Here is a 22,075-nt window from a genome sequence, read left to right on the forward strand (position 1 = left end):
GACCGCTGCTGACAGCGAGGCCCGGGCCCTGGTCCTTCGGGACCGGGGCCCGGGCGTTCGGTCGTCAGGAACGCCCCTGCGCCATCCTCCTCAGCTCCTCCTGCACGCGTGCCAGTTCGCGTCGGCGCTGGGCCTGGAGATCGTCCGCACCAGGACCATGGTCCCGCTCGGGTTCCGGTGCATCAACACCCGCCTCCGTATCGAGGGGGTCGAAGAACAAGTGGTCGCCGTGCATGCGATCCTTTCGCGGGTCGGGTCTGCCCCGACCCTAGTGCGCCCATGTTTCGAACATCTTTCGCGCCACTGCTCATCCGCCGCCGGAGAGGCGCGCGACCACCATTCCGCCGTCGTCGATGTTCATGATGGCCCAGCCGATCCCGCCGAGAGCGTAGAGGGAGACGGGCACGAGCAGGCACCACTCGCGCAGCGATCCGGCGTTACCGAGGACGGGCACGGCGATGTTGCCGTTGGGTCGCCAGACCTGCGCGATGACGGGCGTCCTCGCCAGGCTGCGTGGTCTCCTGAGGCGGAACGGATACACCGGGTTGCAGCCGCCGGTGGTCAGCATGTCGCCGAGGATGTGCACGACCACGCCGATGCCCACGGCGAGCGGGAACCAGAACTGCTCCTCGGGCGCGAACGCGGTGATGAACGCGCCGACGGTGAGGCCCACCGCCCACGGTGATTTCCGCATGCGGTCCGGGATGATCTTCAGGGCCTTCGCCGCGAAGGAGACCAGCAGCACCGTCAACAGTCCCGCGCCGGGATAGACGGTTCCGAAATCGACGGTCTCGACGGTCCACAGCCCGGCGACGAAGGCGACGGCGACGAACGCCGCGACCCCGAGCAGCGAATGCGTGCCGCGCCGGTGTCCGCCCGCGATGGCCCCGACGCCGGCGCAGAACAGATTGGACAGCGGCGGCAGGGAATGCGCGATCGTGGCGCTGTGGTGATCGGCGTCCGGCAGGAGCGCCGCCCCCGCCGTCACCAGGGCCCCGGTGACGACGCCGACGGGGCTGACGTCGAGGAACCCCAGGCCGAGGGTGACCGATTCGGGCAGGACGGGCAGCCATCGGCCCGCCTGCACCTCGACCTGGGTGGTGGCGGCGACCCAGGCGGCAGCGCCGCAGGCAGCATGGTGGGCGCCCATCATGGCGGGGAGTCCTTCCGGTTGAGACCACGCCGCGCTGCAGGGGCGGCCGGCGATGAGAGCCCATCCTGACGCGTGCCACCCCCATTTCCCGAAACCGGTCCCGCACGCGGAATGACACCGGCGGGCCACGGGTTCCCTCCATATGCCCCTTCCCTTCGCCGGTGTCTCGATCCTCGACCGCGCCCAGTCCCGGACCGGCTCCTCCGAGGCCGAGGCCCTGCAGCACGTGATCGCGCGGGCGCAGCGGGCGGAACTGCTCGGTTACCGGAGGTTCTGGGTCGCGGAGCATCACGGAGTACCCGGTATCGCGGGGTCCGTTCCCGCCGTCCTCGCGGCTGCGGTGGCCTCCGCGACGACGTCTATCAGGATCGGGACGGGGGGCATCATGCTGCCGAACCACCAGCCCCTGGTGGTCGCCGAGCAGGCCGCGACGCTGAACGCGCTGACGGGCGGCCGGTTCGATCTCGGCGTCGGCCGGTCCCTCGGATTCACCTCCGCGGTGCGGGCCGCGCTCCGGGCGGACGGGGAGGACGCCGGCCGCTTCGCGCAGGACGTCACGGATCTCCTCGCCTTCCTCGGCGGCACCGCTCCGATCACCGCCCGTCCCGCGGACGGTGGTGGGACGCCCGTCTTCGTCCTGGCCACGGGCCAGGGCATCGACATCGCGGCGCGAGCGGGCCTCGCCGTCGTTCTCGGCGGACCGGCCCTGTCCCGCGCCGCCGACCCCGGGCTCGAGCGCTACCGGGAGTCCTTCCGCCCGTCGCGGTGGTGGGACGCCCCGCACGTCACGGTCTCGCTCAACGTGGCGGTGGCAGGCACGACGGCGGCGGCGCGGCAGCTGCTCCTGCCCGAGGCCCGCGCGCTCGCCGCCTCCCGGACGAAAGGATCCTTCCCGCCCCTGGACGACGACACCGCTCCGCTGACGGAACGGCAGGAGGGGCTGGTGCGGGAGTCCCTCGCCGCGGCCGTGTACGGCACGGCGGACGAGGTGGAACAGCAGCTCGTCGAACTGCACGCACGCACGGGTGCCGACGAGCTGATGGTCAGCGGTGGCGCGTACGACCTCCACGCGCAGGCGATCTCCGACGAGCTGCTGGCCGCGCTCGCCCGGCCCCGACTCCTGCCCACGGCGGCCACTGCCGGCTGACGGGCCCACCGGACCGAGATAGTAAGTGTGCTTGTTATCTGGGGTCGGAACGCCTTATTCTGTCGTCAATGCGCCCCTTCACGCGGGTGCCACCGACGACAGGAACACCATGCTCACGATGCACGATCTCGATCCCCTTCTCGGCCACCGCACGGCGGTCGTCACGGACCAGGGGGACAAGGTGGGTTCGATCGGCCAGGTGTACCTGAACGACGCCACCGAGATGCCGACCTGGGTCACCGTCCATACGGGCCTGTTCGGCACGAAGGAGTCCTTCGTGCCGCTCGCAGGTGCGACCGTGCAGGACGACCGGCTCGTCGTCGCATATCCGCGGGACCTCATCCGGCACGCGCCGTCGATCGAGCGGGACGGCCACCTGAGCCCGGAGGACAAAAGCGTGCTGTACGCGCACTACGGCCTGGACGAGACGACGGCGACGGCGACAGCCGGCGACGACGCGGCAGGTGAGGGAGCGGCGGATGAGGGGGCGGCGGGTGAGGGCACCATCACCCGTGAGCGGCGCGACGGCGACCGCGGACCCTGGATGATCCGCTCGGAGGAGCGGCTCCGTGTCGGGACCGAAGCGCATGAGGCTGCCCGCGTCCGGCTGCGGAAATATGTGGTCACGGAGGAGGCCAGCCGGACGGTGCCGCTGCTGAAGGAGGAGCTGCGGGTCGAGCGGGAGCCGATCACCGCGCGCAACGCGCCGGGGAACGAGTCGCTCTTCCGCGAGGAGGTCGTCGAACTCGTGGGCCACGAGGAGCAGGCCGTGATCCTGGGCCGGGAGACCGTGCCCGTCGAGCGCGTCCGGTTGGCCAGGACCACCGTCGCGGGCAGGGCCACGGTGAGGGAACAGGTGCGGAAGGAGCGCATCGTCATGAGCGTCGACGGCGTGACGATGGCCGGTTCCGATGCCGGTCTCGACACCGACACCGACACCGACGCCCGCTCCCGCCGATCCGGCGGCCGCACCCGCGGCAGGGCCGTGGGTGCCGCAGGCCGCGGCACGACCGCACAGGCCGATGACCAGTCGGGCAGGATCGTCACCAACAGCCCCAACCCGCTGCTCAAGGGCAAGAACAAGCGGCGCTGAGGGGCGGCCTCAGCCGCACGCCGCCTTCAGGCTGATAGCTTGCGATCGGGGCGGCGAGAGCCCGGCCCGGGCCGACAGCGAGGAAGACCATGAGCAGTCCTGCGCAGCACGGCGACGCCGCGTTTGCGTCCTACCGGGCGTCCTTCACGGAGGCGTGCGGGTTCCTCAACTTCGCGAGTTACGGGCCGCCGTCGCGGGCGGTCCGTGACCGGGTGGTGCACCTCCTGGAGCTCGCCGGCGACGGCGGTCCCGGGATCGACGGCACCCTGTCGGGGGAGGACCTCCGCGCGCGGCAATCCTTCGCGCGGCTCAGCGGCTTCCCCCTCGAGAACGTGGGGCTGACCGGCAGTACCTCGCTCGGCCTGTTCCAGGTGGCGTTCGGACTGACCGGCGGCTCGGTGCTCGTCAGCGCCGGCGAGTTCCCCGCCAACAGGTACCCGTGGCTCCGTACCAGCGCCGCGGGACGGGCGCGCGTCGAGCTCATCGGCGGCCCCGGCACCCGCATGACGCCCGACGTCGTCGCCCACGCCCTGACCTCGGACACCGTCGCGGTGAGTGTCAGCGCCGTCGACTTCCGCACCGGCTATCGCGCCGACCTCGCGGGCCTCCGCGCGGTGATCGGTCCCGATCGGCTGCTCGTGGTCGACGGCATCCAGGCGTTCGGCGTCGCGGATCTCGAGTGGACGCAGGCCGACGTCCTGATCGCCGGTGCGCAGAAGTGGATCCGCGCCGGGTGGGGGGCGGCCGCCCTCGCGCTGTCGCCGCAGGGCCTGGAGCGGATCGAGCCGCTGCTGACCGGGTGGACGGGCGTCCTCGACTCCCGCAGGTACGACGGCGACGAGCACCCTCCACTGCCCGGAGCGCAGCGCTTCTCCGTCTCGAACCTCTCGCCCTATGCGACCGGCGCCTTCGCCGAGGCCCTCGCCCTGATCGAGACGGTGGGGGTGCCGGCGATCGAGGGTATCGTGGCCGCCCACGCCCAGGCGCTCATCGCGCAACTCGACGCCGCCGGGGTGCCCGTGCTCTCGCCGCGGGACCGATCGGGTGCAGGGATCGTGGTGGCCGGCGTTGCCGGGCGCGCGGCCCGAGCCCACGCGGCCCTCGCGGCCGCCGGCGTCACTGCCACACTCCACGGGGAGGATCGCATCCGCTTCTCCGTGCACGCGACCACCCGTTCCGAGGTGTTCGGCGAGGCCGCGGCGGTTCTGGCGCCGTTCGTCTGAGGTCACCCGCCTGGCGGCGCTGCACTATACGACCGCCTACCCGTCAGCGCCAGAGTGCGGGAGGAAAGTGGTTCACACCCCGCAACCAATCGTCGAAGTGTCCGACGCCGGTGCTACGGTCCCTCCAGAACGTGTGACTCAGGCAACATGTTCATCACCGCAGGCACCGGCTTCATCGGTGTTCTGCACCAGCTGGGACATTTCACTTAGGAGAACCCTTGATTTCCATCACCCGTACCCGGGGACTGCGGTGCGCGTTGGCGCTCGCCGTGACCGGCGCCGTCGTCCTTGCCCCCGTGACCGCGCAGGCCGCACCCGGTCCCGCGGCCGACTCACCGACCCCGCCGTCGTCCTTCACGTCCTCACCCGGCGCCGACGGCGCAGCAGAGAGGCTCGACGACCGCTCGGACCCCGCGGACGAAGCGCGTCGCGACCTCAACCAGCAGGCCCTCGGCAGGGTCCTCGCCGGAGAAGCGATGGTCGAGGACCGGAACGGTTCGAAGGCCGTCAGGATGGCTCCCGGCCAGTGGGCGCAGTACGGCCTGCAGGACAGCGACCAGATCCTGTCCTTCCTCGTCGACTTCGGCACCAAGGTGGATCCCCGCTTCCCCGCATCGACCCCCGGACCCGCGAGCGGCGCCATCAAGGAACCGGACCGCGCCGTGGACAACTCCACCTACTGGACCGATTCCTTCGACCGCCAGCACTACCTCGACATGTTCTTCAGCGAGGAGGGCGAGTCCCTCAAGAGCGTCTTCGGGGAGTTGTCCAGCGGCCGGTACACGGTCGACGGCGACGTGAGCGACTGGGTGACCGTCCCCTACAACTCGGCAAGCTACGGCGAGACCGAGAGCCAGGCGGACATGACCCGCTTCGTGCAGGACACCGCGAATGCCTGGTACGACGCGCAGATCGCGGCGGGGAAGACCCCCGCCGAGATCGACGCGTACCTCGCGACGTTCGACCAGTGGGACCGTTACGACTTCGACAAGGACGGCGATTTCAACGAGGCCGACGGCTACATCGACCACTTCCAGGCCATCCACGCCGGAGAGGGCGAGGAGGCCGGGGCGGCGTCGTCGGCCATCTGGTCCCACCGCTGGGCCGTCGGCCAGGCGGGCCGCGGGACTACCGGCCCGTCCGCGAACCCCTTCGGTGGCATCAAGATCGGCAAGTCCGACGTCTGGATCCGCGACTACACCACGGAGCCCGAGAACGGCGGCCTGGGTGTCTTCGCCCACGAGTACGCCCACGACCTCGGCCTGCCGGACCTGTACGACACCAGCGGCGGCGAGAACGGCACCGGCTTCTGGAGCCTCATGAGCTCCGGCTCGTGGCTCGGACACGGCGACGGTTCGATCGGCACCACCCCGAACCACATGGGTGCGTGGGAGAAGCTGCAGCTCGGGTGGCTCGACTACGACGTCGCCACGGCGGGTGAGAAGTCCACCCATAAGATCGGCCCCTCGTTCCACGCCACGAAGGCCCCGCAGGCCGTCGTCGTGAACCTGCCGAAGGACGCCGCCGGCAAGAACCGCTTCTACATCGCCGAGAACCGCGTCTACGCGGGCTACGACGCGACGCTCGCCACCGGTCCGTACAACTTCGGCTGGGGTGTCACCGCGCCGGACACCGTGGAGCACTACGCCTACCAGGACGGTCTGAGCATCACCTACTGGAACACCGCGCAGAGCAACAACAACACACGCCAGCACCCGGGCGCAGGTCTCGCCCTGCCCGTGGACGCCCACCCGAAGGCGCTGAGGTGGTCCGACGGCACGATCGTCCGCAACCGCATCCAGAGCTTCGACGCCACGTTCGGCAAGCAGGCCACTGATGCGCTCAGCCTGCACCGCGAGACGGCGGCGGGCATGACCACGCTCACCGTTCCGTCGCAGCCCGGTGTCGCCGTCTTCGACGACACCGACCCGAACGCCTACTACGACGCCACGAACCCCCAGGGGTCCGTCGTCGTCGCCGGCACGGGGACGAAGATCGAGGTCGTCCAGTCCAACTCGACGGGCATGCTGACCCTCCAGGTCCGCTAGTCCCGAGGGATGCAGGACAGCAGGAGCCGGGAGGTCACTCCCGGCTCCTGCTGTATGTGGCCCCGGAGGTGCGCAGAGGCATCGACGGGCACGGGGGGGGGGGGGGGGGGCCGGGGTTCAGCGGCGCCGGCGGGTCAGTGCCGGCTCAGGACTGCCGTTCGGTTCAGTGGGTGCCGCGCGGCCGCCGCGGGTGCGCCACGAAGGCGATCGCGAGGGCGAGGAGCAGGGCGACGATGCTCAGGATCCCGGCGACCGTGTACCGGAGCGACGTGCCTTCGACGGGCGGCTGGAAGCCTTCGGCCTGTTCCGCCTGTTCCACCTTGTCGATCCGCACCTCCTCGACCGGGGTCGGCACCCGGGAGGGCGCCGCGCCGTTCCCGGCGGGCACGGGCTGCGGCGCTCGTGGCGCCGACCGGTCGACGACGGCTTCGCCCGCGCCCGGCTGCTGCCCGTCTCCCGGAAGGACCGGGGTTTCGTCCGCTTCCACGGCCGGGTCCGTCTCCTCGGGCGTCGCTTCGGCGGCGGGGGACGAGGGCGGCGTCGGAGCATCCGAGGTGGGAGGGACCGACGACGCGTCCGGGGCCGGTTCCGGACCCGTCGAGGGAGTCTCGACGGCGGGCTCGGGATCCGAGGTGCCGAGAGCGGTGGCGATCACATCCTCGACGGGAGGTGGCGCGTCCGCCGGAGGGCCGGTGGGCGGAACCGCCGGCTCGCTCGGGGACTGCTCGATCGGCGGCACAGCCGGCGTCGTGCCGGTCATGGCCGGCAGGGGTGAAGCGGACGGTGCAGGCGGTGCGGACGGAGACACCTGATCGGAGGACTGGGGTGCCGGAGCCGGGGATGCGTCGGCGGCCGCGGGCCCGGACAGCAGCAGTCCGATGCTGATGGCCAGGGTGGGGAGGATCGAGGGGGCGCGCATGGCGGGGACTTCCAAGAACGGTGGTGCATGGTGGCGGGACGGCCCGTCAGCTTTGCAAGCAGGCTGACTACACCTTCAACATTACGCGGCGGGCGTCGGCCATCCCACCGGAATCTTCCGTTGGACAGGTGGCGTCGGACTCATTCCGGGCCGTTGCCCGGAGCCCGGTCCACCCCACCCGACCAGCCGGCGGAGACACGGTGCGGGGGCTGGAACACCACGAAGCGGTACGCAAGGTAGCGGAACACGTTGCCGAGGAGGACGCCGATGACGTTCCCTGAGACGTTGTCCGCCAGCGGGCTCCTGAAGCCCAGGAGGTAGTGCGAGACGAAGAGGCAGGCCGTCGCGATACCGAGGCCCACCAGGTTGGTCAGCCCGAAGAGCAGTGCCTCCTGGCGTTTCGCGCGGCCCCTGAACTCGCGGAACGTGAAGTGCCTGCTGCCCAACCAGGAGACGCCGGTCGCCAGGGCGACCGAGGAGACCTTCGACGAGATGGGGCCCACCCCCAGCCCCGAGGAGAGGATGTTGAACACCGAGATGTCGACGATGAAGGCCACGGCCCCGACGGCGGTGAAGGACCCCAGCCGCTTCCAGGCGTCGCGCACGAACCGGTCCCCTCTGTCGATGACGGTTCATTCTAGGCTTTCGATCGCAGAGGCAACCAATGGCTCGCCGAGGGTCCGCCGGCGGCCGGCCCAGACCGCTCAGTACAGCAGTGAGTGGTCGCCCAGCCGGTGGTAGGAGCGGTTGTGGTAGACCAGCGGCGCCCCGGCGGCGCCGTCGTCGCCCTGCTCGATGGCCACGACCTCCGCGGCGAGGATCATCGACCCCCCGACGGGCAGGCGGTGCAGGATGCGACACCGCAGGGCCCACGGTGCCTCCGTCAGGAGCGGCTCGCCCGTGGGGAGCGGCCGCCAGTCCACCGCGCCGCCGAAACGGTCGGCGCCGCGGGTCGCGAAGAGCTGCGCGATGCCGACCTGATCGGTGCCGAGCAGGTGGACCACCAGCGTCTCCGCCGCGATGAGGGCGGCCGCCGACGACGACGCCGTCGAGACCGAGAAGGCGAGGACGGGCGGCTCGGCGGAGACGGAGGACACGGACGACGCCGTCAGGCCGACCGGCCCGTCCACTCCCTGAGCGGTGATGACGGCGATGCCGGCCGGGTGCGCGCGGAACGCGTCCTTGAAGAGCTCGGCCGTGGCGATCGCGTGGCCGGTGGGAGTCGTCATGCCGTCAACGCTAGAACCTCAACAGAGGTTGAGGTCAAATCGGCGGGTCGGCGTCCAGCAGGGTGGACCGGATGCCCCTGGAACCGGCGGCGTCGTCGGGGTTGACGAAACCGCAGGCGGCGAGGGACAGGCAGCCGCAGCCGATGCAGCCGTCCAACCGGTCCCGCAGGTGCTCGAGCTGGGAGATCCGCTTGTCGATCTCCTGCTGCCAGGCGGCGGAGAGCCGCTGCCAGTCCGCCTGGTCCGGGACGCCGTCGGTCGGTAGCTCGGCGAAGGCGCGGGCTACGGTGGCGAGGGGGATTCCCGCGCGCTGGGCGGCGCCGATGACGGCGACCCGGCGGAGGACCGAGCGGTCGTACCGACGCTGGTTGCCGCTGGTGCGCCGGCTGGTGATCAGGCCCCGGCGTTCGTAGAAGTGCAGCGCGGAGACGCTCATGCCGCTGCGTGCGGCGAGCTGGCCGACGGAGAGGTCCTGGTCGGTGGTCACGCGCGGCTCCTTCCCGGTGCGGCGGCGGGCGTCGAACCAGCGTAACCGTGCCGGCGGGCGGCTACCGGTCCCATGGACAGCGCCCACGGCGAGACGGTAGGACTGCTGGAGGGGCTCGCCACGCAGCCGCCGCACCCGACAGCAAAGGACAGCCTCCTTGGACGAGCACGCACCGCACGGACGACGCCTGAGAGTAGGTGTAGTCGGCATCGGCTGGGCCGGTCGCCAGCACCTCGCGGCCTACGCGAACAGCGAGGACGTCGAGATCATCGGGCTGGCGGGCATGGAACCGGACCTGCTCGCCGAACTCCGGGCCGAGTACCGGATCCCCCACGCGGTCGAGCGGTGGGAGGACCTGATCGCCCTCGAAGGGCTCGACGCCGTGAGCGTCGCCGTCCCCACGTTCCTCCACGCCCCCATCGCCGTCGCAGCCCTGGACCGCGGCCTCCACGTGCTCAGCGAGAAACCGATCGCCCGCGACGGCGACGAGGGCCGGCTCATGGTCGACGCCGCACGCCGGGCAGGGCGGGTGCTCGATGTCGCCTTCAACCACCGGCGACGCGGCGACATCGCGGCCCTGAAGCGCGTGATCGACGACGGCGGAATCGGGCGCCCCTATTACGCGAAAGCGGTTTGGCTGCGCCGCTCGGGCATCCCGTCGCTGGGCAGCTGGTTCACCAACCGGGAGATGGCCGGAGGCGGCCCGCTCTCGGACATCGGCGTCCATGTGATCGACTACGCGCTGCACCTGCTCGGTGAGCCGAAGGTGCTCTCGGTCTCGGCGTCCACCTACTCGGAACTCGGCCCGCAGGGTCGCGGCGGCGGAGCCTACGGCGCGCAGGCCGCCGGTTCCGCGTTCGAGGTGGAGGATTTCGCGACCGCGTTTCTCCGGCTCGAGGGCGGGGTGACCCTCCTGGTCGAGGCGGGATGGGCGGCGTACCGACCGACGGCGGACCTCATGGACTTCCGGATCTACGGGACCGACGGCGGCGCCGAACTGAGCCGCGTCGGCTCGCCGTCCGACGCCGTCGAGAGCCTGCGCGTGTTCCGCGAGGACGGCGACTACGAGCCCGAGGTCGGCTCCTCGGCCGGGCACCAGGGCGTCATCGACGACTTCCTCGCCGCGATCCGCGCGGGCCAGACCGAGTGGGGGCGGCACGACGGGTCCCTGGCGCTCACGCGGGCCCGCATCATCGACGCGTGCTACGCATCCGCGGCCGGGCGTCGCGAGGTGGAGCTCTGATGGTCTTCGACAGCAAGCCCACGATCGTCGTCTGGAACGAGGGCGTCCACGAGGCCCGCAACGAGCCCGCGACCATCGGCGAGATGTACCCGCGGGGCATCCACGGCGCCATCGCGGAATCCCTCGCCGCTTACTTCCCCGGCTCGGACATCACGACGGCGACCCTCGCCGACCCCGAGCACGGCCTCAGCGAGGAGATCCTCGCCGGCACCGACGTCCTGCTGTGGTGGGGGCACATCGCACACGGCGAGGTGGCGGACGACGTCGTCGATCGCGTGCACCGGCATGTCCTCGCCGGCATGGGACTGGTGGTGCTGCATTCCGGCCACTTCTCGAAGATCCTCACGCGGCTCCTCGGCACCACGTGCTCGTTGAAGTGGCGCAACGACGGCGAGCGCGAACTGGTCTGGACGGTCAAGCCCTCGCACCCGATCGCCGCCGGCATCGAGAGCCCGATCGTGATCCCCGAGCAGGAGATGTACGGCGAACTCTTCGACATTCCCGAACCGGACGACCTCATCTTCATCAGCTCCTTCGAGGGTGGCGAGGTGTTCCGCTCCGGTGTGACGTTCTCTCGCGGAAAGGGGCGGATCTTCTACTTCAGCCCCGGCGACCAGGAGTACCCGGTCTACCACCACCCGCAGATCCGGCGTGTGCTCGCCAACAGTGTCGACTGGGTGGCGCAGCCGGGGGTCGGCCGCACCCCGCCGGAGGTGGCGAATCCGGCGCGCGACTGGTTCCTGACGGACTGAGGCGCCTCGGTCAGCCGACGCGCCACTCGGACAGGTCGAGGACGCGGTCGGCCCTGTCCCGGGTGGCGGCCACGCGCGCCGCGTTGGGTTCGTCCACCCGGCGGACCCAGTCCTCGGCTTCCGCGGGTGTCTTGCCGAAGTGGATGTGCCGCGCGACGAGGCGGCGCCGGCGCAGCCCGGGCTCGACGTCGACGAACCACACCTGGTCGAGGTGGCTCCTGGCGTCCCGCCAGCCCGGTGCGTCGAGGAGCAGGTAGTTGCCGTCGGTGATGAGCAGGGAGCACGAGGGTGCCACCGGCAGGGCGTTGGCGAGCGGCTGCTCGAGCCGACGCTCGAACGCCGGCGCGTACACGGTATGGCAGGGATGGCCCGCCAGACGTGCCAGCAGGGCGGCATAACCGTGGGCGTCGAAGGTCTCGGGGGCGCCCTTGCGGTCCAGCAGGCCGAGGGTGGCCAGGGCCTGATCCGCCAGATGGAATCCGTCCATGGGGACCAGGGCATGGTGCTCGGGGTCGGCCGCGGTGATGGCCTCGGCGACGGTGGACTTCCCTGCACCCGGCGGTCCCGCGATTCCGAGCAGGGTCCTCCTGCCGGGGACGGGGGAGGGCAGGAGGGCCCCGAGTTCCTCGATGGTACGAACACTCCTCATCGCCGCGGATCCTCCTCCTGCGTCGGCCGCTCGGCCGGCTCACGTCCCTGCGTCCATCATGCCGCTCCTGCGCCCGCCCGGGCTCTCTCCTAACCGGCGGGGCGCAGGGACGTGAGCATCGTCCTGATCTGCTGGTACTCCTCCGTCTCCATGTAGGCCTGCGGTGTGTCGATGTGCATCGGCTTACCGGGGTAGATCTCGTACGGGTCGTAGATGCCGCCGAACGCCGCCCCGGAAGGTGGCCATGTGAAGAAATGGGCGATGGGGCAGGCGGTCGGCCCCTCCGGAAGGGGCCCGGAGGTGATGCCGTAGGCGAGGATGGACGCCGCGACCGGGTCGGCCACCGAGGGGTCCGTACGGCCTTCGAAGACGAAGGTCGGGATGCCCGGATCCTGGGCCAGGGCCGGCAGCGGCTCGGAGTCCAGGAGCGAGTACGGCACCTCCGCCGGGCACACGGCCCCCGTGACCAGGTTCGTCTGCAGGGACGCGAGCCGTCGGCCGGCGTCATCCTCGACGGCGACGGCCACGCCCTCCGGCGGGGCCGGGGTGGACGCGACGACGGTCCAGTCCCCGGGGTGGTCGAAGGACAGGTCTCCGTCCGGGGTCGTGTAGGTGGCCCATCCCGGGTCGCCGTCGCCGTCGCCGGTCGGGGCCTCGGACGGCGGGGCCTCCGACGCCGGGGCCTCGGACGGCGGGTCCGACGCCGGGGTGCCGGCGGGTGGGGTGCCGGTCACTGACGGGACGTCCTGGGCCTCCCGGGTCTGCGCGGTATCGGCACCGGCGTCGGCCTCGGGAGGAGCGCAGGAGGTGAGAAGAAGGGCGAGGCACACAGCCCCGGAGGACAGCAGCACGGTACCTGGGCGACCCATGGTTACTCCTTCGTAGCGCGGGTGGATCGCTCCATGATGGTGCTGTCAGGGATACCCGGTCAGCGCCCTGCCCGGATCGTTATGAGGTTTGCGGGATCGTTGCCGATCCGTATGCGTATCGTGATGCGGCGGCGGCCGGGGAATTCACGGGATCGCCTCGAGCAAGCACTGGACCGGCCGCACCGCCGGTGCCATGGTTGGTCCATGGTCAGCGAAGACGATGTGCGATCAGCCTGCCTCGCCCTGCCCGGGACCTCGGAGCGGATGAGCTGGAACCGACCCGCCTGGTTCGCCCAGACGCTTTTCGCCCGCATGTGGGATGACACCGTCCTGACGATCAAGACCGAGGAACGGGATGCGCTGCTCGCGACCCAGCCAGGCGCCTTCTTCATCCATCCCCACCACGACCAGTACGAGTCACTGGTGCTCGTACGGCTCGGCCGGATCGATCACGAGGAGCTGGCCGAACTCATCGAGGAGTCCTACCGGATCGCCAACAGCACCGCGGCGAGGCACTAGGGCCGTCGCCCTCCTCACCGGCGCGGTCGGCGACGATCCGCTGACGACCCTCAGCCGGCCTGCTGCAGATGCGTCGGCAGGACGCTGCCCGGGGCACGGCTGCGGATCAGCAGCAGGTTCCGGGCGTGGTCGTGGAGCCGTCGGTCCTCCTCCGACCTCGGCACCCAGGGTGGCACCGGCACCGCCGTCCCTTCCTCGTCGCGTGCCACCATGACCGTGAGGCACGTGGTGGTGAGCTCCATGTCGCGGGACCTCGGGCTCCCGGAGCGGACGTGCACTGCGATGTGCATGCCCTTGTTGCCCGTATAGACGAGTCGCGCCTCCACCTCGACGACGTCACCGATGTGCAGGGGCTTCAGGAAGCGGACGCCGCCGGAGAACACGGCCACGGTGTCCAGCCCGCAGTACCGCGTGGAGCAGACGTAGGCGGCCTCGTCGATCCAGTCCATCACCGTGCCGCCGTGCACCTTCCCACCCCAGTTGACGTCGGTGGGTGCGGCGAGGAACCGGAGGACCGTCCGCTCCGCGGTGCTGCCGTCGGTGTATTCCTGCCGGCGCATCTCTTCGACGATTTCCTTGCGGACCTCGATGCGCGCGATCGCATGATCACTCTCCACGCGCTCGGCCTCCGTCCGCGGTTCGAAGGGCGGCACCGGGACGGGTTTGCCGTCCGGCCCCACGGCGACGAAGATGACGAGGCACTCGCTGCGCTTCCCGCCGTCGTCCCCGGTCACGGATCCGGAGGAGACGATGGTGCGGATGTGCATGGAGGACGTGCCGGTGTGGACGATCGTGGCCTCCACCTCCACGAGGTCGCCGACCATCACGGGATCCGCGAAGTGGATGTTCCCGACGTACGCGGTCACGCAGTAGGTCTTCGCCCAGCCGACGGCGGCCGCGTAGGCGGCCTTGTCCACCCACTCGAGCACGGTGCCGGCGTCCACCGAGCCGCTGTGCCCGAGATCGGTGGGCGAGGCGAGGAATCGGAGGGTGACCGCGTTCGACGGCGGATCAGCGGGGCGCGGCATGGGTTCCATGCCCCAGTATCTCCGTATGCGAAGCGCCATCGGTAGCGCGGTCCGCGTCACACTCCGAGGTCGACGACGGTCACCCCGCCCGCGGACGTGTCGCCGGCCATCGCGACCAGGGCGTCGGGCACGGCATCGAGGGCGATCCTGCGTTCGATGAGGTCCTGCGGGCGCAGCCGGCCGGCGGCCACGAGGTCCAGCAGCCCCGGGTAGTCGTGCGCGGGCATGCCGTGGCTGCCGAGGACGGCGAGCTCCTTCCCGATGACGGCGCCCATCGGGATCACCGGGTCCGCGGGGAACAGGCCGATCTGCACGTGCCGGCCCCTCGGCCGCAGGGACAGGATGCCGATCGCGGCGGTCTCCTCGCGGCCCAGCGCATCGACGGACACGTCGATGCCCGAGGGCGCGGCGTCCCGCACGGCGTCGAGCACGGCGGCGCGGGAGTGTCCCGCCGACTGGACGGTGTCCGCGGCGCCGAAGCGGGCGGCGCGCGCCAGGGCGTCCCCGTCGACGTCGACGCCGATCACGCGGGCCCCCAGCGCCACGCCGATCATGACGGCGCTCAGCCCCACGCCGCCGCAACCGACCACGAGGAGGGTGTCGCCGGCAGCCAGCCGCGCCTGGTGCACGAGGCCGCGGTACGACGTCGCGAAGCGGCAACCGAGGAGGGCGGCGGCGCCGGCGTCGAGGGACTCGGGGACAGCGATGAGGTTCGTGTCGGCGTCGTGCAGGGCCACGAGGTCCGCGAAGGAGCCCCAGTGCGTGAAGCCCGGCTGCGTCTGGTTACGGCACACCTGGCCGTTGCCGGACATGCATTCGGGGCAGTGACCGCAGGCGCAGACGAACGGCGTCGTGACGCGCTCGCCGACCGAGAAGCGCCGGACGTCCTCGCCCACCGCCGCGATGGTGCCCACGAGTTCGTGGCCCGGCACGTGCGGGAGGGTGATGCCGTCGTCGTGCCCCAGCCAGCCGTGCACGTCGCTGCGGCACAGCCCGGTGGCCTCGACGCGGACGACGACGCCGCGCGGCGACGGCACGGGTCCGGGCACGTCCCGGAGGACGGGACGGGCGGAGAACTCATCGAAGCAGACGGCGCGCATCGCACCATTCTGCCCCGCGGGGTCTCCGCCCGGCGCATCGCCCCCGGGCGCGTCAGGGCTGTGGGGTGGTGATCCTCCGCGCGGCCCGCGAGCCGGTGCGGCGGGCGCCGGTGATGAGCGGGTCCTTCGACAGATCCATCATGAGGGCCACGCACAGCCCGATCATGACGAGCAGGAACGGGGCGGCGGCGATGATGGTCAGCGTCTGCAGGGCCTCGAGGCTTCCGACCGAGAGCAGGACGGCGGCGACCGCGCCGGTCAGTGTGCCCCACAGGATGGTCAGCCACTTGCGGGGGACGGCTGCGCCGAAGGAGGAGAGTGACCCGAGCACGATCGAGGAGGCGTCCGCACCCGAGATGAAGAAGACTGCCACGAGGATCACCACGAGGATCGAGGTCACCGCAGCCAGCGGGTACTGGGCGAGGAGCGCGAACATCGCGGACTCCTGGCTCTCGGCGGTGGCGGCCGCGATGTCGACCCCGTTGTCCTGCAGGTTGAGCGCCGAGCCGCCCCAGACACCGAACCAGATCACGCTGATGACGCTGGGGACGGCGACGACGCCGATCACGAACTCCCGGATGGTGCGTCCGCGCGAGATCTTCGCCAGGAAGGAACCGACGAAGGGCGTCCACGAGACCCACCACGCCCAGTAGAAGATGGTCCATGCGGCGAGCCACTCGTGGCCGCCGAACGCGCCCGTGCGGGACGCCATCTGCGGCAGGCTGACGAGGTAGCTGCCTGCCGAGGCCGGGATCAGTTCGAGGATGAAGACCGTGGGGCCCACGACGAACAGGAAGAACAGCAGGGCCAGGGCCAGGATCATGTTGCCGTTGGAGAGCCACTTGATGCCGCGGCTCACGCCGCTGACGGCGGAGATGACGAAGCAGACGGTGAGCACGGCGATGATGCCGATCTGCAGGGCCAGGCTGCTGCCCGTGCCGAAGACCTCGGAGAGACCGCCGTTGATCTGCAGGACGCCGAGGCCCAGGGAGGTGGCCGATCCGAAGAGGGTCGCGAAGATCGCGAACACGTCGATGGCGCGCAGGGCCCGGGGTGCGGGGCGGCCGCGGAACAGGGCCGTGAATGCGCCACTGAAGCCGACGCCGCGACCCCTCCGGAAGGCCGAGTAGGCGAGGGCCAGGCCGACGACGGCGTAGATGGCCCAGGGGTGGATGGCCCAGTGGAAGAGCGTGTAGTTCATGGCCTGCCGGGCGGCTTCCGAACTGCCGGGCTCGATACCCTCGACGGGCGGCGCGGTGTAATGGGAGATGGGCTCGGTGACGCCGTAGAACATGAGCCCGATGCCCATGCCGGCGCTGAACATCATGGCGATCCAGGACAGCCGCGAATGCTCGGGCTTCTCGCCGTCCTGCCCGAGGGTGATCCGGCCGTACTTGCTGAACGCCAGGAACAGGGCGAACACCACGAAGCCGGTGGCAGTGAGGACGAAGGCCCACCCGAAGTTCGCCACGAGTCCGGTGAGGACGGAGGTGGTGAAGTCCGAGAAACGGGTGGGGGAGAGGACTGCCGCGAGCATCAGCAGGATGACGATCGAGAGGGAGACGAAGAGGACGGGCTTGTCCAGCGCAGCCTTCGTGGGAGCCTGTCCGGGAGGGACCTCGAAGGGTGTGTCCTCGCTGGGCGGTGATCCTTGGATGGGCTGGGTGGAATTAGACATACTCCCGACCGTACGCGTGCGGTGGCGGCCTGCTCCGGGCGGATCCTGCGCGAGAACCCGCTTGCAGGAGCCCGTCGGCGGTGGATGATGCACCGGGGATCCGCCCGTCGGAACCTGCTCCGGGATTGACCGGATGAGCCCTGCTTCCCTGTGGCTGCGGCGATCCTCGACGGCGGGTCGCGGACCGTCCGGGCGGCGGGCCATCCCGTACGCCGGCTACGGACGGCGCCCGGGAAGAGCCTCCTCGAGGAGTTGCGGAAACCCCCGACTGTGATGAATGCCCTATTCCCGGCGCCCGTCCGCGCGCAGGAATGCGCCGTCCCTGGTCAGTCGGCGCGGAGCCGGCGCCGTTCCCGCCGGTCCTTGACGGTGTCGGTCGCGAGGCTCAGGGCAAGGCCGGCGGCGACGATCGCGATCATCGTGAACGGGAGGATGTCGAGGCCGATGCCGTCGAGCAGGAGCCCGCCGAGGAGGGCGCCGCCGCCGATGCCGATGTTGAACGCCGTCGTCTGCAGGGCAGCCGAGAGGTCACGCGTGCGGAAGGAGGCGGTGCGGAGCATGCGCGTCTGCAGCAGGGCCGGGATCCCGCCGAACGCGGCACCCCAGACGATGACGCCGACGAGCACCACCACGGTGTTGGAGGTCGCGAGGGCGAGGGTGAGGACGGCGGCCATGACCATCAGGACCACACCGACGAACGCCTTCCGGGGGAAGCGGTCCGCGGCGTAGCCGGCGCCGACAAGGCCGATGATGCCCGCGCCGCCGTAGAGGAACAGGACGAGGGCGACGGACCCGGGTTCGAAGGCCGAGACGTCGGTCAGCCATGCCGCGATGTACGTGTAGAAGGTGTTCTGGCCGGTCAGCAGGATCAGGATGACGGTGCACAGCAGGATGACCGCGCGGAAGCTCGGGTCGCGGCGCAGCGGGACGCGCACCTCGCCCGCCTTCCGCTCCACGTGGTGGTCGACGGGCGGCAGGAACTTCACGATCACCAGGGCGAGCAGGGCGACGACCACGCCGATGATCGTGAACGCTGCACGCCAGCCGAGCGCGTTCCCGATCGCGGTGCCCACGGGGACACCCAGCACGAATGCGGCCGTGCCGCCGCCCGCGGTGATGGCAACCGCCTTGCCGAGCTGGTGCGCCGGGACGAGGTGCGCGGAGTAGGCGGCGACCACGGCCCAGAACAGGCCGTGCGCCAGTCCGCCGAGGATGCGCGCGGCCACGAGCACACCGTAGGTGGGGGCGATCGCCGCGAGCACGTTCGAGACCGCGATCACCAGGAGGACGACGACGATCAGGGACTTGCGGGAGAACCGCTGCGTCACGGCGGCCAGGGGCGTGGTGGCGACGACGACGGTTCCGGCGAAGATGGTCACGAGATAGCCGGCGGTCGAGATGCCGACGCCGAGGTCCCGTGCCATGGCCGGCAGGAGGCCGGTGGGCAGGAATTCGCTCGTGACGGAGACGAAGATCGCTCCGGCAAGGGACAGCAGCCCGATATAGGGGAACGGCGCGGTGGTGGTCACCTTCGCGGAGGAAACAGACAAGGGGTACCAATCGTGGGATGTCCGGCGGTCGTCGCCCCGGTCGCACCGTTGAAGACCGGGAGGCTTACAGAGGTCGGGCCCTCTGAGTGGCGCGACTCCTGCGGCAACGCACATGCCGCACGGAGCATTCCCCGAAGTGCTCCCGTGACGTCAGGCCGGTGTGCGGCAGTTCCGCCTAGCGCCCGCCGTCGGCCCGGACGGCGTTGCCCTCGTCCTCGTCGTCCTCGTCGTGCCGGGGCACCAGTCTGAGGCCGGGGCCGGCGTCCCGGTCGTCGAGCTCACCTGCGACTTCGTCCCTGCGTGCCGCCGTCTCGGGGTCGACCTCCCCCTCCGTCGCGAACTCGTGGTCGACCTCCCGGTGGACCTTGCTGTTGAGGACTTCGACGTCCTGGTCCTTCAAATCACCCAGGTCCTCGGGGAACGGCTCATCGGGGGAGATCCTGCTCTTCATGGCATCCAATCTGCTGGCCGTGGACCGCACGGCGACCGTCTGAATCTTAACGGCCGGCAGAGGGTGGCAACAAGCAGTTGGCTTAGCGATCGCCGGGGCCCGGAGCGAGTCGCGGTGGGGCGGGCCGCCGCGCCGGGTGCCCGGACCCGCAGCGCCGCCGGCGCACCAGGTCCGGGCCTGCGCACCCTCGGCGCCTTGACCGACTGGGGCTGACCCCGGGGACGGTGGCATGCCAGACTGGGACCATGCTCGTAGCCTTCAGTGTCGCCCCGTCCGGAACCTCCGCCCTCTCCGGCGAGGATCCCGACGGCTCGGTGCACGACGCCGTCGCCGCCGCGGTCGCCGTCGTCCGGGAATCGGGCCTCCCGAACTCCACCGATTCGATGTTCACCACCATCGAGGGCGAGTGGGACGAGGTGATGGCCGTGGTCAAGCACGCCACGGAGGCCGCTGGCCGCTACGGGAGCCGCGTGTCCCTCGTGCTGAAGGCGGACATCCGCCCCGGCAGGACGGGGGAGCTGACCGGCAAGGTCGAGCGGCTCGAGGCGGCGCTCGCCGAACAGGAACAGTTCGAGGGCCACTCCTAGGACCGCCCGGACCGGGGCGGTAGCCCCGGGCCACTAAGCTGACACGGTGACACAGCCCCTGCTGACACTGCCCTACGTGATCCGGCCGGCCACCGCCGACGACGCGGAGGCGTACGTCCGCACCCACGTCGCCGGCCTGCACGAGACGTACGAGCACATCATGCCCCCGGAGTACCACGCGTACTACGACGCCGAGCTGCCCCACCTGATCGCGCGCCGTCGTGCGGCGTTCGAGGAGGCGGCGCGGACCCCCGGCAGCGCACGGAGCTGGCTGGCGTTCGACGACGACGGCGGGCCGGTCGCCATCGCGACCTCCGGCCCGGGCCGGGACGAGGACCGCCCCGACTTCGAGCTGCACCACATCTACACGCTGCGGTCCACGCACGGCTCGGGTCTCGGACAACGCCTGCTGGACACGGCGATCGGCGCCCGGGCAGCGTACCTCTGGATCCTGAACGGCAATCCGCGGGCCGAGCGCTTCTACGTCCGCAACGGCTTCGCACCGGACGGCACGTCCATGCTCTGCGGACCCACCTGGCACCACCGGCCCATGTTCCGCATGCACCGCCCCGACCGAGAATGAGAAGGCTTCCGACGATGGCGAAACCGGCAGGGCCCCGCCCCGAGATCGGCGAGTTCCCGATCGACACCGGGACGTGCGAGCTCGAGCCCGATCCGTACAGCCCGAACGGCTGGGTGCTGCGCGTCAACGGCGTCCCCAGCTCCCATATCGACCTGGACGATCCGCTGCACCTGGACTTCGAGTACATGCACTGGATCGCCTCCCTCGTCGACTCCCGGTGGGCGCCGTCGGAGCGGCTGCGGGTGCTGCATCTCGGGGGAGGGGCGTGCTCGCTCGCGCGCCGCTTCGCCGCGAGCCACCCCCAGGCCCGCCAGGTCGTCGTCGAACTCGACGGGCGGCTCGCGGAGCTGGTCCGCACGTGGTTCGACCTGCCGCGCGCACCCCTCGTGCGCATCCGGGTCGGGGAGGCCCGCGCCGTGACGGAGTCCCTCAGCGAGGACAGCCGCGACCTCGTCATCCGGGACGTCTTCGCCGGGGCGGTCACGCCCGCATCCCTGACGACGACGGAGTTCACCCGGGCGGCCAGGCGCGTGCTCGCGGCCGACGGCGTCTACCTCGTCAACTGCGGCGACACCCCGAACCTGGCGATGGCACGGCGGGAGGCCGCGACCATCGCCGCGGAGTTCGCGCACACCGCGATCGTCGCCGACCCCGCGATGCTGAAGGGCCGGCGCTACGGCAACGTGATCATCGCCGGCAGCGACGCCCCCCTCGGCGAGGATCCGGGACTGGCGCGCGAACTGCTCGGCGGGGGAGTGCCGGCACACCTCTGGCAGGACGCCCGGGTCCGGACGTTCGCCGCGAACGCCCGGCTCCTCGCGGACTGAGGGAGCGCACCGGCCGGCGCCCGCTCCCGGACCGTCAGCCGAGGCCCAGGAGCTGCGGCTCCATGGCCGCGGTCGAGTGCCTCAGGGCGTCGACGACGGCGGCGATCGCCGGCTGGCGCAGCGCGTCCGCCCGCACCACGAGCCAGTAGTCGAGTTCCTCGGCGACGTCGTCGGGGAGGAGCCGGACGAGGTCGGCGTGCCGATCGGCCATGAAGCAGGGCAGCAGGCCGAGCCCGGCGCCCGCCCGGGTGGCTTCGACGTGGACGAAGACGTTGGTCGAACTCAGGGCGTCACGCATGGCGGGAAGGAGCCGCCGGGGGGCATCGAGGCTGTCCACCTGCAGCATCGCGTCGATGAAGTACACGAGCTGATGATCCATGGCCTCCACGAGCGTCGCCGGCGCCCCGTGTGCCGCGAGGTACTCCTCGGACGCGTACAGCCCGAGGACGTAGGAGCCCAGCCGCTCCGCCTCCGCCCGGTGCACCTGCGGTTCGCCGACCACCACCTCGAAGTCGAGGCCCGTCCGGGTCTGCGAGGCCCGGCGGGTCGTACTGACGATCTCGATGCGCAGCAGGGGGTTCGCGGCCCGGAGCCGGGCGAAGGCGGGGGCCGCGATGAAGGCGCTGAAGCCGTCGGTGGCACTCATCCGCACCACGCCCGAGAGCGCGCCGTCACCATCACCCAGCCGGGCGACCGCCTCCGCGACGACGGCTGCCGCGTCCACCGCCCGTCGGCCCAGGTCCGTCAGCTCCCACCCGCCGCTGCCACGGGAGAGGACCCGCCCGCCGAGCGCCTTCTCCAGGGCCGCGATCCGCCGGGACACCGTGGTGTGGTTCAGCCCCAGCGACTCACCGGCCGTGGTGAATCGCCCGCTCTGTGCGACGGCGAGCAGCACCACGAGATCCTGGGCATTGGGCGCGGACATATCTGCAGTATTGCA

At 71.0% G+C, this 22,075-nt stretch carries 24 protein-coding genes; 10 read left to right on the plus strand and 14 right to left on the minus strand.

What is annotated here, in order from left to right; translation table 11 throughout:
* Positions 1-64: 64 nt before the first annotated feature.
* Both AC4D2E_RS12450 and AC4D2E_RS12455 read right to left on the minus strand, forming a co-directional pair.
* Positions 65-235: a hypothetical protein gene (locus tag AC4D2E_RS12450; RefSeq protein WP_181033602.1), complete on the minus strand. Its 171-nt coding sequence runs from the start codon at positions 233-235 to the stop codon at positions 65-67.
* Positions 236-307: 72 nt separating this feature from the next.
* Positions 308-1,153, minus strand: coding sequence for a metal-dependent hydrolase (locus AC4D2E_RS12455; protein ID WP_490952815.1), 846 nt, complete (start codon positions 1,151-1,153; stop codon positions 308-310).
* Positions 1,154-1,295: 142 nt separating this feature from the next.
* Between AC4D2E_RS12455 and AC4D2E_RS12460 the strand changes: the two genes are divergently transcribed.
* The 4 genes from AC4D2E_RS12460 to AC4D2E_RS12475 all read left to right on the plus strand — a co-directional run bounded on the left by AC4D2E_RS12460 (position 1,296) and on the right by AC4D2E_RS12475 (position 6,664).
* A complete protein-coding gene (locus AC4D2E_RS12460; protein ID WP_490952816.1) occupies positions 1,296-2,300 on the plus strand; it encodes an MsnO8 family LLM class oxidoreductase in 1,005 nt (334 codons plus the stop codon).
* Positions 2,301-2,409: 109 nt separating this feature from the next.
* A complete protein-coding gene (locus tag AC4D2E_RS12465; protein WP_490952817.1) occupies positions 2,410-3,393 on the plus strand; it encodes a PRC and DUF2382 domain-containing protein in 984 nt (327 codons plus the stop codon).
* A gap of 89 nt (positions 3,394-3,482) precedes the next feature.
* Complete coding sequence (locus AC4D2E_RS12470; RefSeq protein ID WP_490952818.1) at positions 3,483-4,616, plus strand: aminotransferase class V-fold PLP-dependent enzyme; 1,134 nt, start codon at positions 3,483-3,485, stop codon at positions 4,614-4,616.
* Between the two features lie 218 nt (positions 4,617-4,834).
* Positions 4,835-6,664: an immune inhibitor A domain-containing protein gene (locus tag AC4D2E_RS12475; protein WP_490952819.1), complete on the plus strand. Its 1,830-nt coding sequence runs from the start codon at positions 4,835-4,837 to the stop codon at positions 6,662-6,664.
* Between the two features lie 163 nt (positions 6,665-6,827).
* Here AC4D2E_RS12475 and AC4D2E_RS12480 read toward each other — a convergent pair whose 3' ends face one another.
* From AC4D2E_RS12480 to soxR, 4 genes are all read right to left on the minus strand, one after another.
* Positions 6,828-7,583, minus strand: coding sequence for a hypothetical protein (locus AC4D2E_RS12480; RefSeq protein WP_490952820.1), 756 nt, complete (start codon positions 7,581-7,583; stop codon positions 6,828-6,830).
* A gap of 140 nt (positions 7,584-7,723) precedes the next feature.
* Positions 7,724-8,188: a GtrA family protein gene (locus AC4D2E_RS12485; RefSeq protein ID WP_490952821.1), complete on the minus strand. Its 465-nt coding sequence runs from the start codon at positions 8,186-8,188 to the stop codon at positions 7,724-7,726.
* 99 nt (positions 8,189-8,287) lie between these two features.
* Entirely contained in the window at positions 8,288-8,812 is a 525-nt protein-coding gene (locus AC4D2E_RS12490; RefSeq protein ID WP_104167253.1) for a flavin reductase family protein, read from the minus strand.
* A 34-nt stretch (positions 8,813-8,846) separates the two neighbouring features.
* Positions 8,847-9,299 (minus strand): redox-sensitive transcriptional activator SoxR, encoded by a 453-nt coding sequence (soxR, locus tag AC4D2E_RS12495; RefSeq protein ID WP_490952822.1) that lies wholly within the window; start codon positions 9,297-9,299, stop codon positions 8,847-8,849.
* Between the two features lie 157 nt (positions 9,300-9,456).
* Here soxR and AC4D2E_RS12500 point away from each other — a divergent pair, with 157 nt between their 5' ends.
* Positions 9,457-10,542 (plus strand): Gfo/Idh/MocA family protein, encoded by a 1,086-nt coding sequence (locus tag AC4D2E_RS12500; RefSeq protein WP_490911334.1) that lies wholly within the window; start codon positions 9,457-9,459, stop codon positions 10,540-10,542.
* Positions 10,542-11,294, plus strand: a complete 753-nt coding sequence (locus AC4D2E_RS12505) for a ThuA domain-containing protein (RefSeq protein ID WP_490952823.1) — start codon at positions 10,542-10,544, stop codon at positions 11,292-11,294. Before AC4D2E_RS12500 ends, AC4D2E_RS12505 begins: the two co-directional genes overlap by 1 nt.
* Before the next feature lie 10 nt (positions 11,295-11,304).
* Here AC4D2E_RS12505 and AC4D2E_RS12510 read toward each other — a convergent pair whose 3' ends face one another.
* A complete protein-coding gene (locus AC4D2E_RS12510) occupies positions 11,305-11,943 on the minus strand; it encodes a nucleoside/nucleotide kinase family protein (protein WP_490952824.1) in 639 nt (212 codons plus the stop codon).
* An 89-nt stretch (positions 11,944-12,032) separates the two neighbouring features.
* Positions 12,033-12,812, minus strand: coding sequence for a hypothetical protein (locus tag AC4D2E_RS12515; protein WP_490952825.1), 780 nt, complete (start codon positions 12,810-12,812; stop codon positions 12,033-12,035).
* Between the two features lie 204 nt (positions 12,813-13,016).
* On the opposite strand from AC4D2E_RS12515, the gene AC4D2E_RS12520 reads away from it, so the two are divergent.
* Positions 13,017-13,331, plus strand: a complete 315-nt coding sequence (locus AC4D2E_RS12520) for an MmcQ/YjbR family DNA-binding protein (protein ID WP_490952826.1) — start codon at positions 13,017-13,019, stop codon at positions 13,329-13,331.
* Positions 13,332-13,381: 50 nt separating this feature from the next.
* Here AC4D2E_RS12520 and AC4D2E_RS12525 read toward each other — a convergent pair whose 3' ends face one another.
* The 5 genes from AC4D2E_RS12525 to AC4D2E_RS12545 all read right to left on the minus strand — a co-directional run bounded on the left by AC4D2E_RS12525 (position 13,382) and on the right by AC4D2E_RS12545 (position 19,138).
* Complete coding sequence (locus AC4D2E_RS12525) at positions 13,382-14,368, minus strand: acyl-CoA thioesterase (protein ID WP_490952827.1); 987 nt, start codon at positions 14,366-14,368, stop codon at positions 13,382-13,384.
* Positions 14,369-14,415: 47 nt separating this feature from the next.
* Complete coding sequence (locus AC4D2E_RS12530) at positions 14,416-15,459, minus strand: zinc-dependent alcohol dehydrogenase family protein (RefSeq protein WP_490952828.1); 1,044 nt, start codon at positions 15,457-15,459, stop codon at positions 14,416-14,418.
* Between the two features lie 52 nt (positions 15,460-15,511).
* On the minus strand, positions 15,512-17,137 hold the full coding sequence (locus AC4D2E_RS12535) for a BCCT family transporter (protein WP_490952829.1): 1,626 nt from the start codon (positions 17,135-17,137) through the stop codon (positions 15,512-15,514).
* Between the two features lie 326 nt (positions 17,138-17,463).
* Complete coding sequence (locus AC4D2E_RS12540; protein WP_490952830.1) at positions 17,464-18,687, minus strand: MFS transporter; 1,224 nt, start codon at positions 18,685-18,687, stop codon at positions 17,464-17,466.
* 175 nt (positions 18,688-18,862) lie between these two features.
* Positions 18,863-19,138 (minus strand): hypothetical protein, encoded by a 276-nt coding sequence (locus AC4D2E_RS12545; protein WP_490952831.1) that lies wholly within the window; start codon positions 19,136-19,138, stop codon positions 18,863-18,865.
* Between the two features lie 245 nt (positions 19,139-19,383).
* On the opposite strand from AC4D2E_RS12545, the gene AC4D2E_RS12550 reads away from it, so the two are divergent.
* Genes AC4D2E_RS12550 through AC4D2E_RS12560 form a run of 3 tightly spaced genes read left to right on the plus strand, consistent with a single transcriptional unit; the run spans position 19,384 to position 21,135 of the window.
* Positions 19,384-19,725, plus strand: coding sequence for a thiamine-binding protein (locus AC4D2E_RS12550; RefSeq protein WP_490911323.1), 342 nt, complete (start codon positions 19,384-19,386; stop codon positions 19,723-19,725).
* Between the two features lie 46 nt (positions 19,726-19,771).
* Positions 19,772-20,308, plus strand: coding sequence for a GNAT family N-acetyltransferase (locus AC4D2E_RS12555; protein WP_490952832.1), 537 nt, complete (start codon positions 19,772-19,774; stop codon positions 20,306-20,308).
* Between the two features lie 14 nt (positions 20,309-20,322).
* Positions 20,323-21,135 (plus strand): spermidine synthase, encoded by an 813-nt coding sequence (locus tag AC4D2E_RS12560; RefSeq protein ID WP_490952833.1) that lies wholly within the window; start codon positions 20,323-20,325, stop codon positions 21,133-21,135.
* Positions 21,136-21,169: 34 nt separating this feature from the next.
* On the opposite strand, the gene AC4D2E_RS12565 is transcribed toward AC4D2E_RS12560, so the two are convergent.
* Positions 21,170-22,060 (minus strand): LysR family transcriptional regulator, encoded by an 891-nt coding sequence (locus AC4D2E_RS12565; protein ID WP_490952834.1) that lies wholly within the window; start codon positions 22,058-22,060, stop codon positions 21,170-21,172.
* Positions 22,061-22,075: the final 15 nt, after the last annotated feature.

Source organism: Arthrobacter sp. TJ-265 (assembly GCF_058269135.1).

Bases quoted from the DNA above. Each gene is read 5' to 3' on its own strand.
- AC4D2E_RS12450 (WP_181033602.1), bottom strand. From the start codon at position 235: ATGCACGGCGACCACTTGTTCTTCGACCCCCTCGATACGGAGGCGGGT.
- AC4D2E_RS12455 (WP_490952815.1), bottom strand. From the start codon at position 1,153: ATGATGGGCGCCCACCATGCTGCCTGCGGCGCTGCCGCCTGGGTCGCC.
- AC4D2E_RS12460 (WP_490952816.1), top strand. From the start codon at position 1,296: ATGCCCCTTCCCTTCGCCGGTGTCTCGATCCTCGACCGCGCCCAGTCC.
- AC4D2E_RS12465 (WP_490952817.1), top strand. From the start codon at position 2,410: ATGCTCACGATGCACGATCTCGATCCCCTTCTCGGCCACCGCACGGCG.
- AC4D2E_RS12470 (WP_490952818.1), top strand. From the start codon at position 3,483: ATGAGCAGTCCTGCGCAGCACGGCGACGCCGCGTTTGCGTCCTACCGG.
- AC4D2E_RS12480 (WP_490952820.1), bottom strand. From the start codon at position 7,583: ATGCGCGCCCCCTCGATCCTCCCCACCCTGGCCATCAGCATCGGACTG.
- AC4D2E_RS12490 (WP_104167253.1), bottom strand. From the start codon at position 8,812: ATGACGACTCCCACCGGCCACGCGATCGCCACGGCCGAGCTCTTCAAG.
- AC4D2E_RS12505 (WP_490952823.1), top strand. From the start codon at position 10,542: ATGGTCTTCGACAGCAAGCCCACGATCGTCGTCTGGAACGAGGGCGTC.
- AC4D2E_RS12510 (WP_490952824.1), bottom strand. From the start codon at position 11,943: ATGAGGAGTGTTCGTACCATCGAGGAACTCGGGGCCCTCCTGCCCTCC.
- AC4D2E_RS12515 (WP_490952825.1), bottom strand. From the start codon at position 12,812: ATGGGTCGCCCAGGTACCGTGCTGCTGTCCTCCGGGGCTGTGTGCCTC.
- AC4D2E_RS12520 (WP_490952826.1), top strand. From the start codon at position 13,017: ATGGTCAGCGAAGACGATGTGCGATCAGCCTGCCTCGCCCTGCCCGGG.
- AC4D2E_RS12525 (WP_490952827.1), bottom strand. From the start codon at position 14,368: ATGGAACCCATGCCGCGCCCCGCTGATCCGCCGTCGAACGCGGTCACC.
- AC4D2E_RS12530 (WP_490952828.1), bottom strand. From the start codon at position 15,459: ATGCGCGCCGTCTGCTTCGATGAGTTCTCCGCCCGTCCCGTCCTCCGG.
- AC4D2E_RS12535 (WP_490952829.1), bottom strand. From the start codon at position 17,137: ATGTCTAATTCCACCCAGCCCATCCAAGGATCACCGCCCAGCGAGGAC.
- AC4D2E_RS12545 (WP_490952831.1), bottom strand. From the start codon at position 19,138: ATGAAGAGCAGGATCTCCCCCGATGAGCCGTTCCCCGAGGACCTGGGT.
- AC4D2E_RS12550 (WP_490911323.1), top strand. From the start codon at position 19,384: ATGCTCGTAGCCTTCAGTGTCGCCCCGTCCGGAACCTCCGCCCTCTCC.
- AC4D2E_RS12560 (WP_490952833.1), top strand. From the start codon at position 20,323: ATGGCGAAACCGGCAGGGCCCCGCCCCGAGATCGGCGAGTTCCCGATC.
- AC4D2E_RS12565 (WP_490952834.1), bottom strand. From the start codon at position 22,060: ATGTCCGCGCCCAATGCCCAGGATCTCGTGGTGCTGCTCGCCGTCGCA.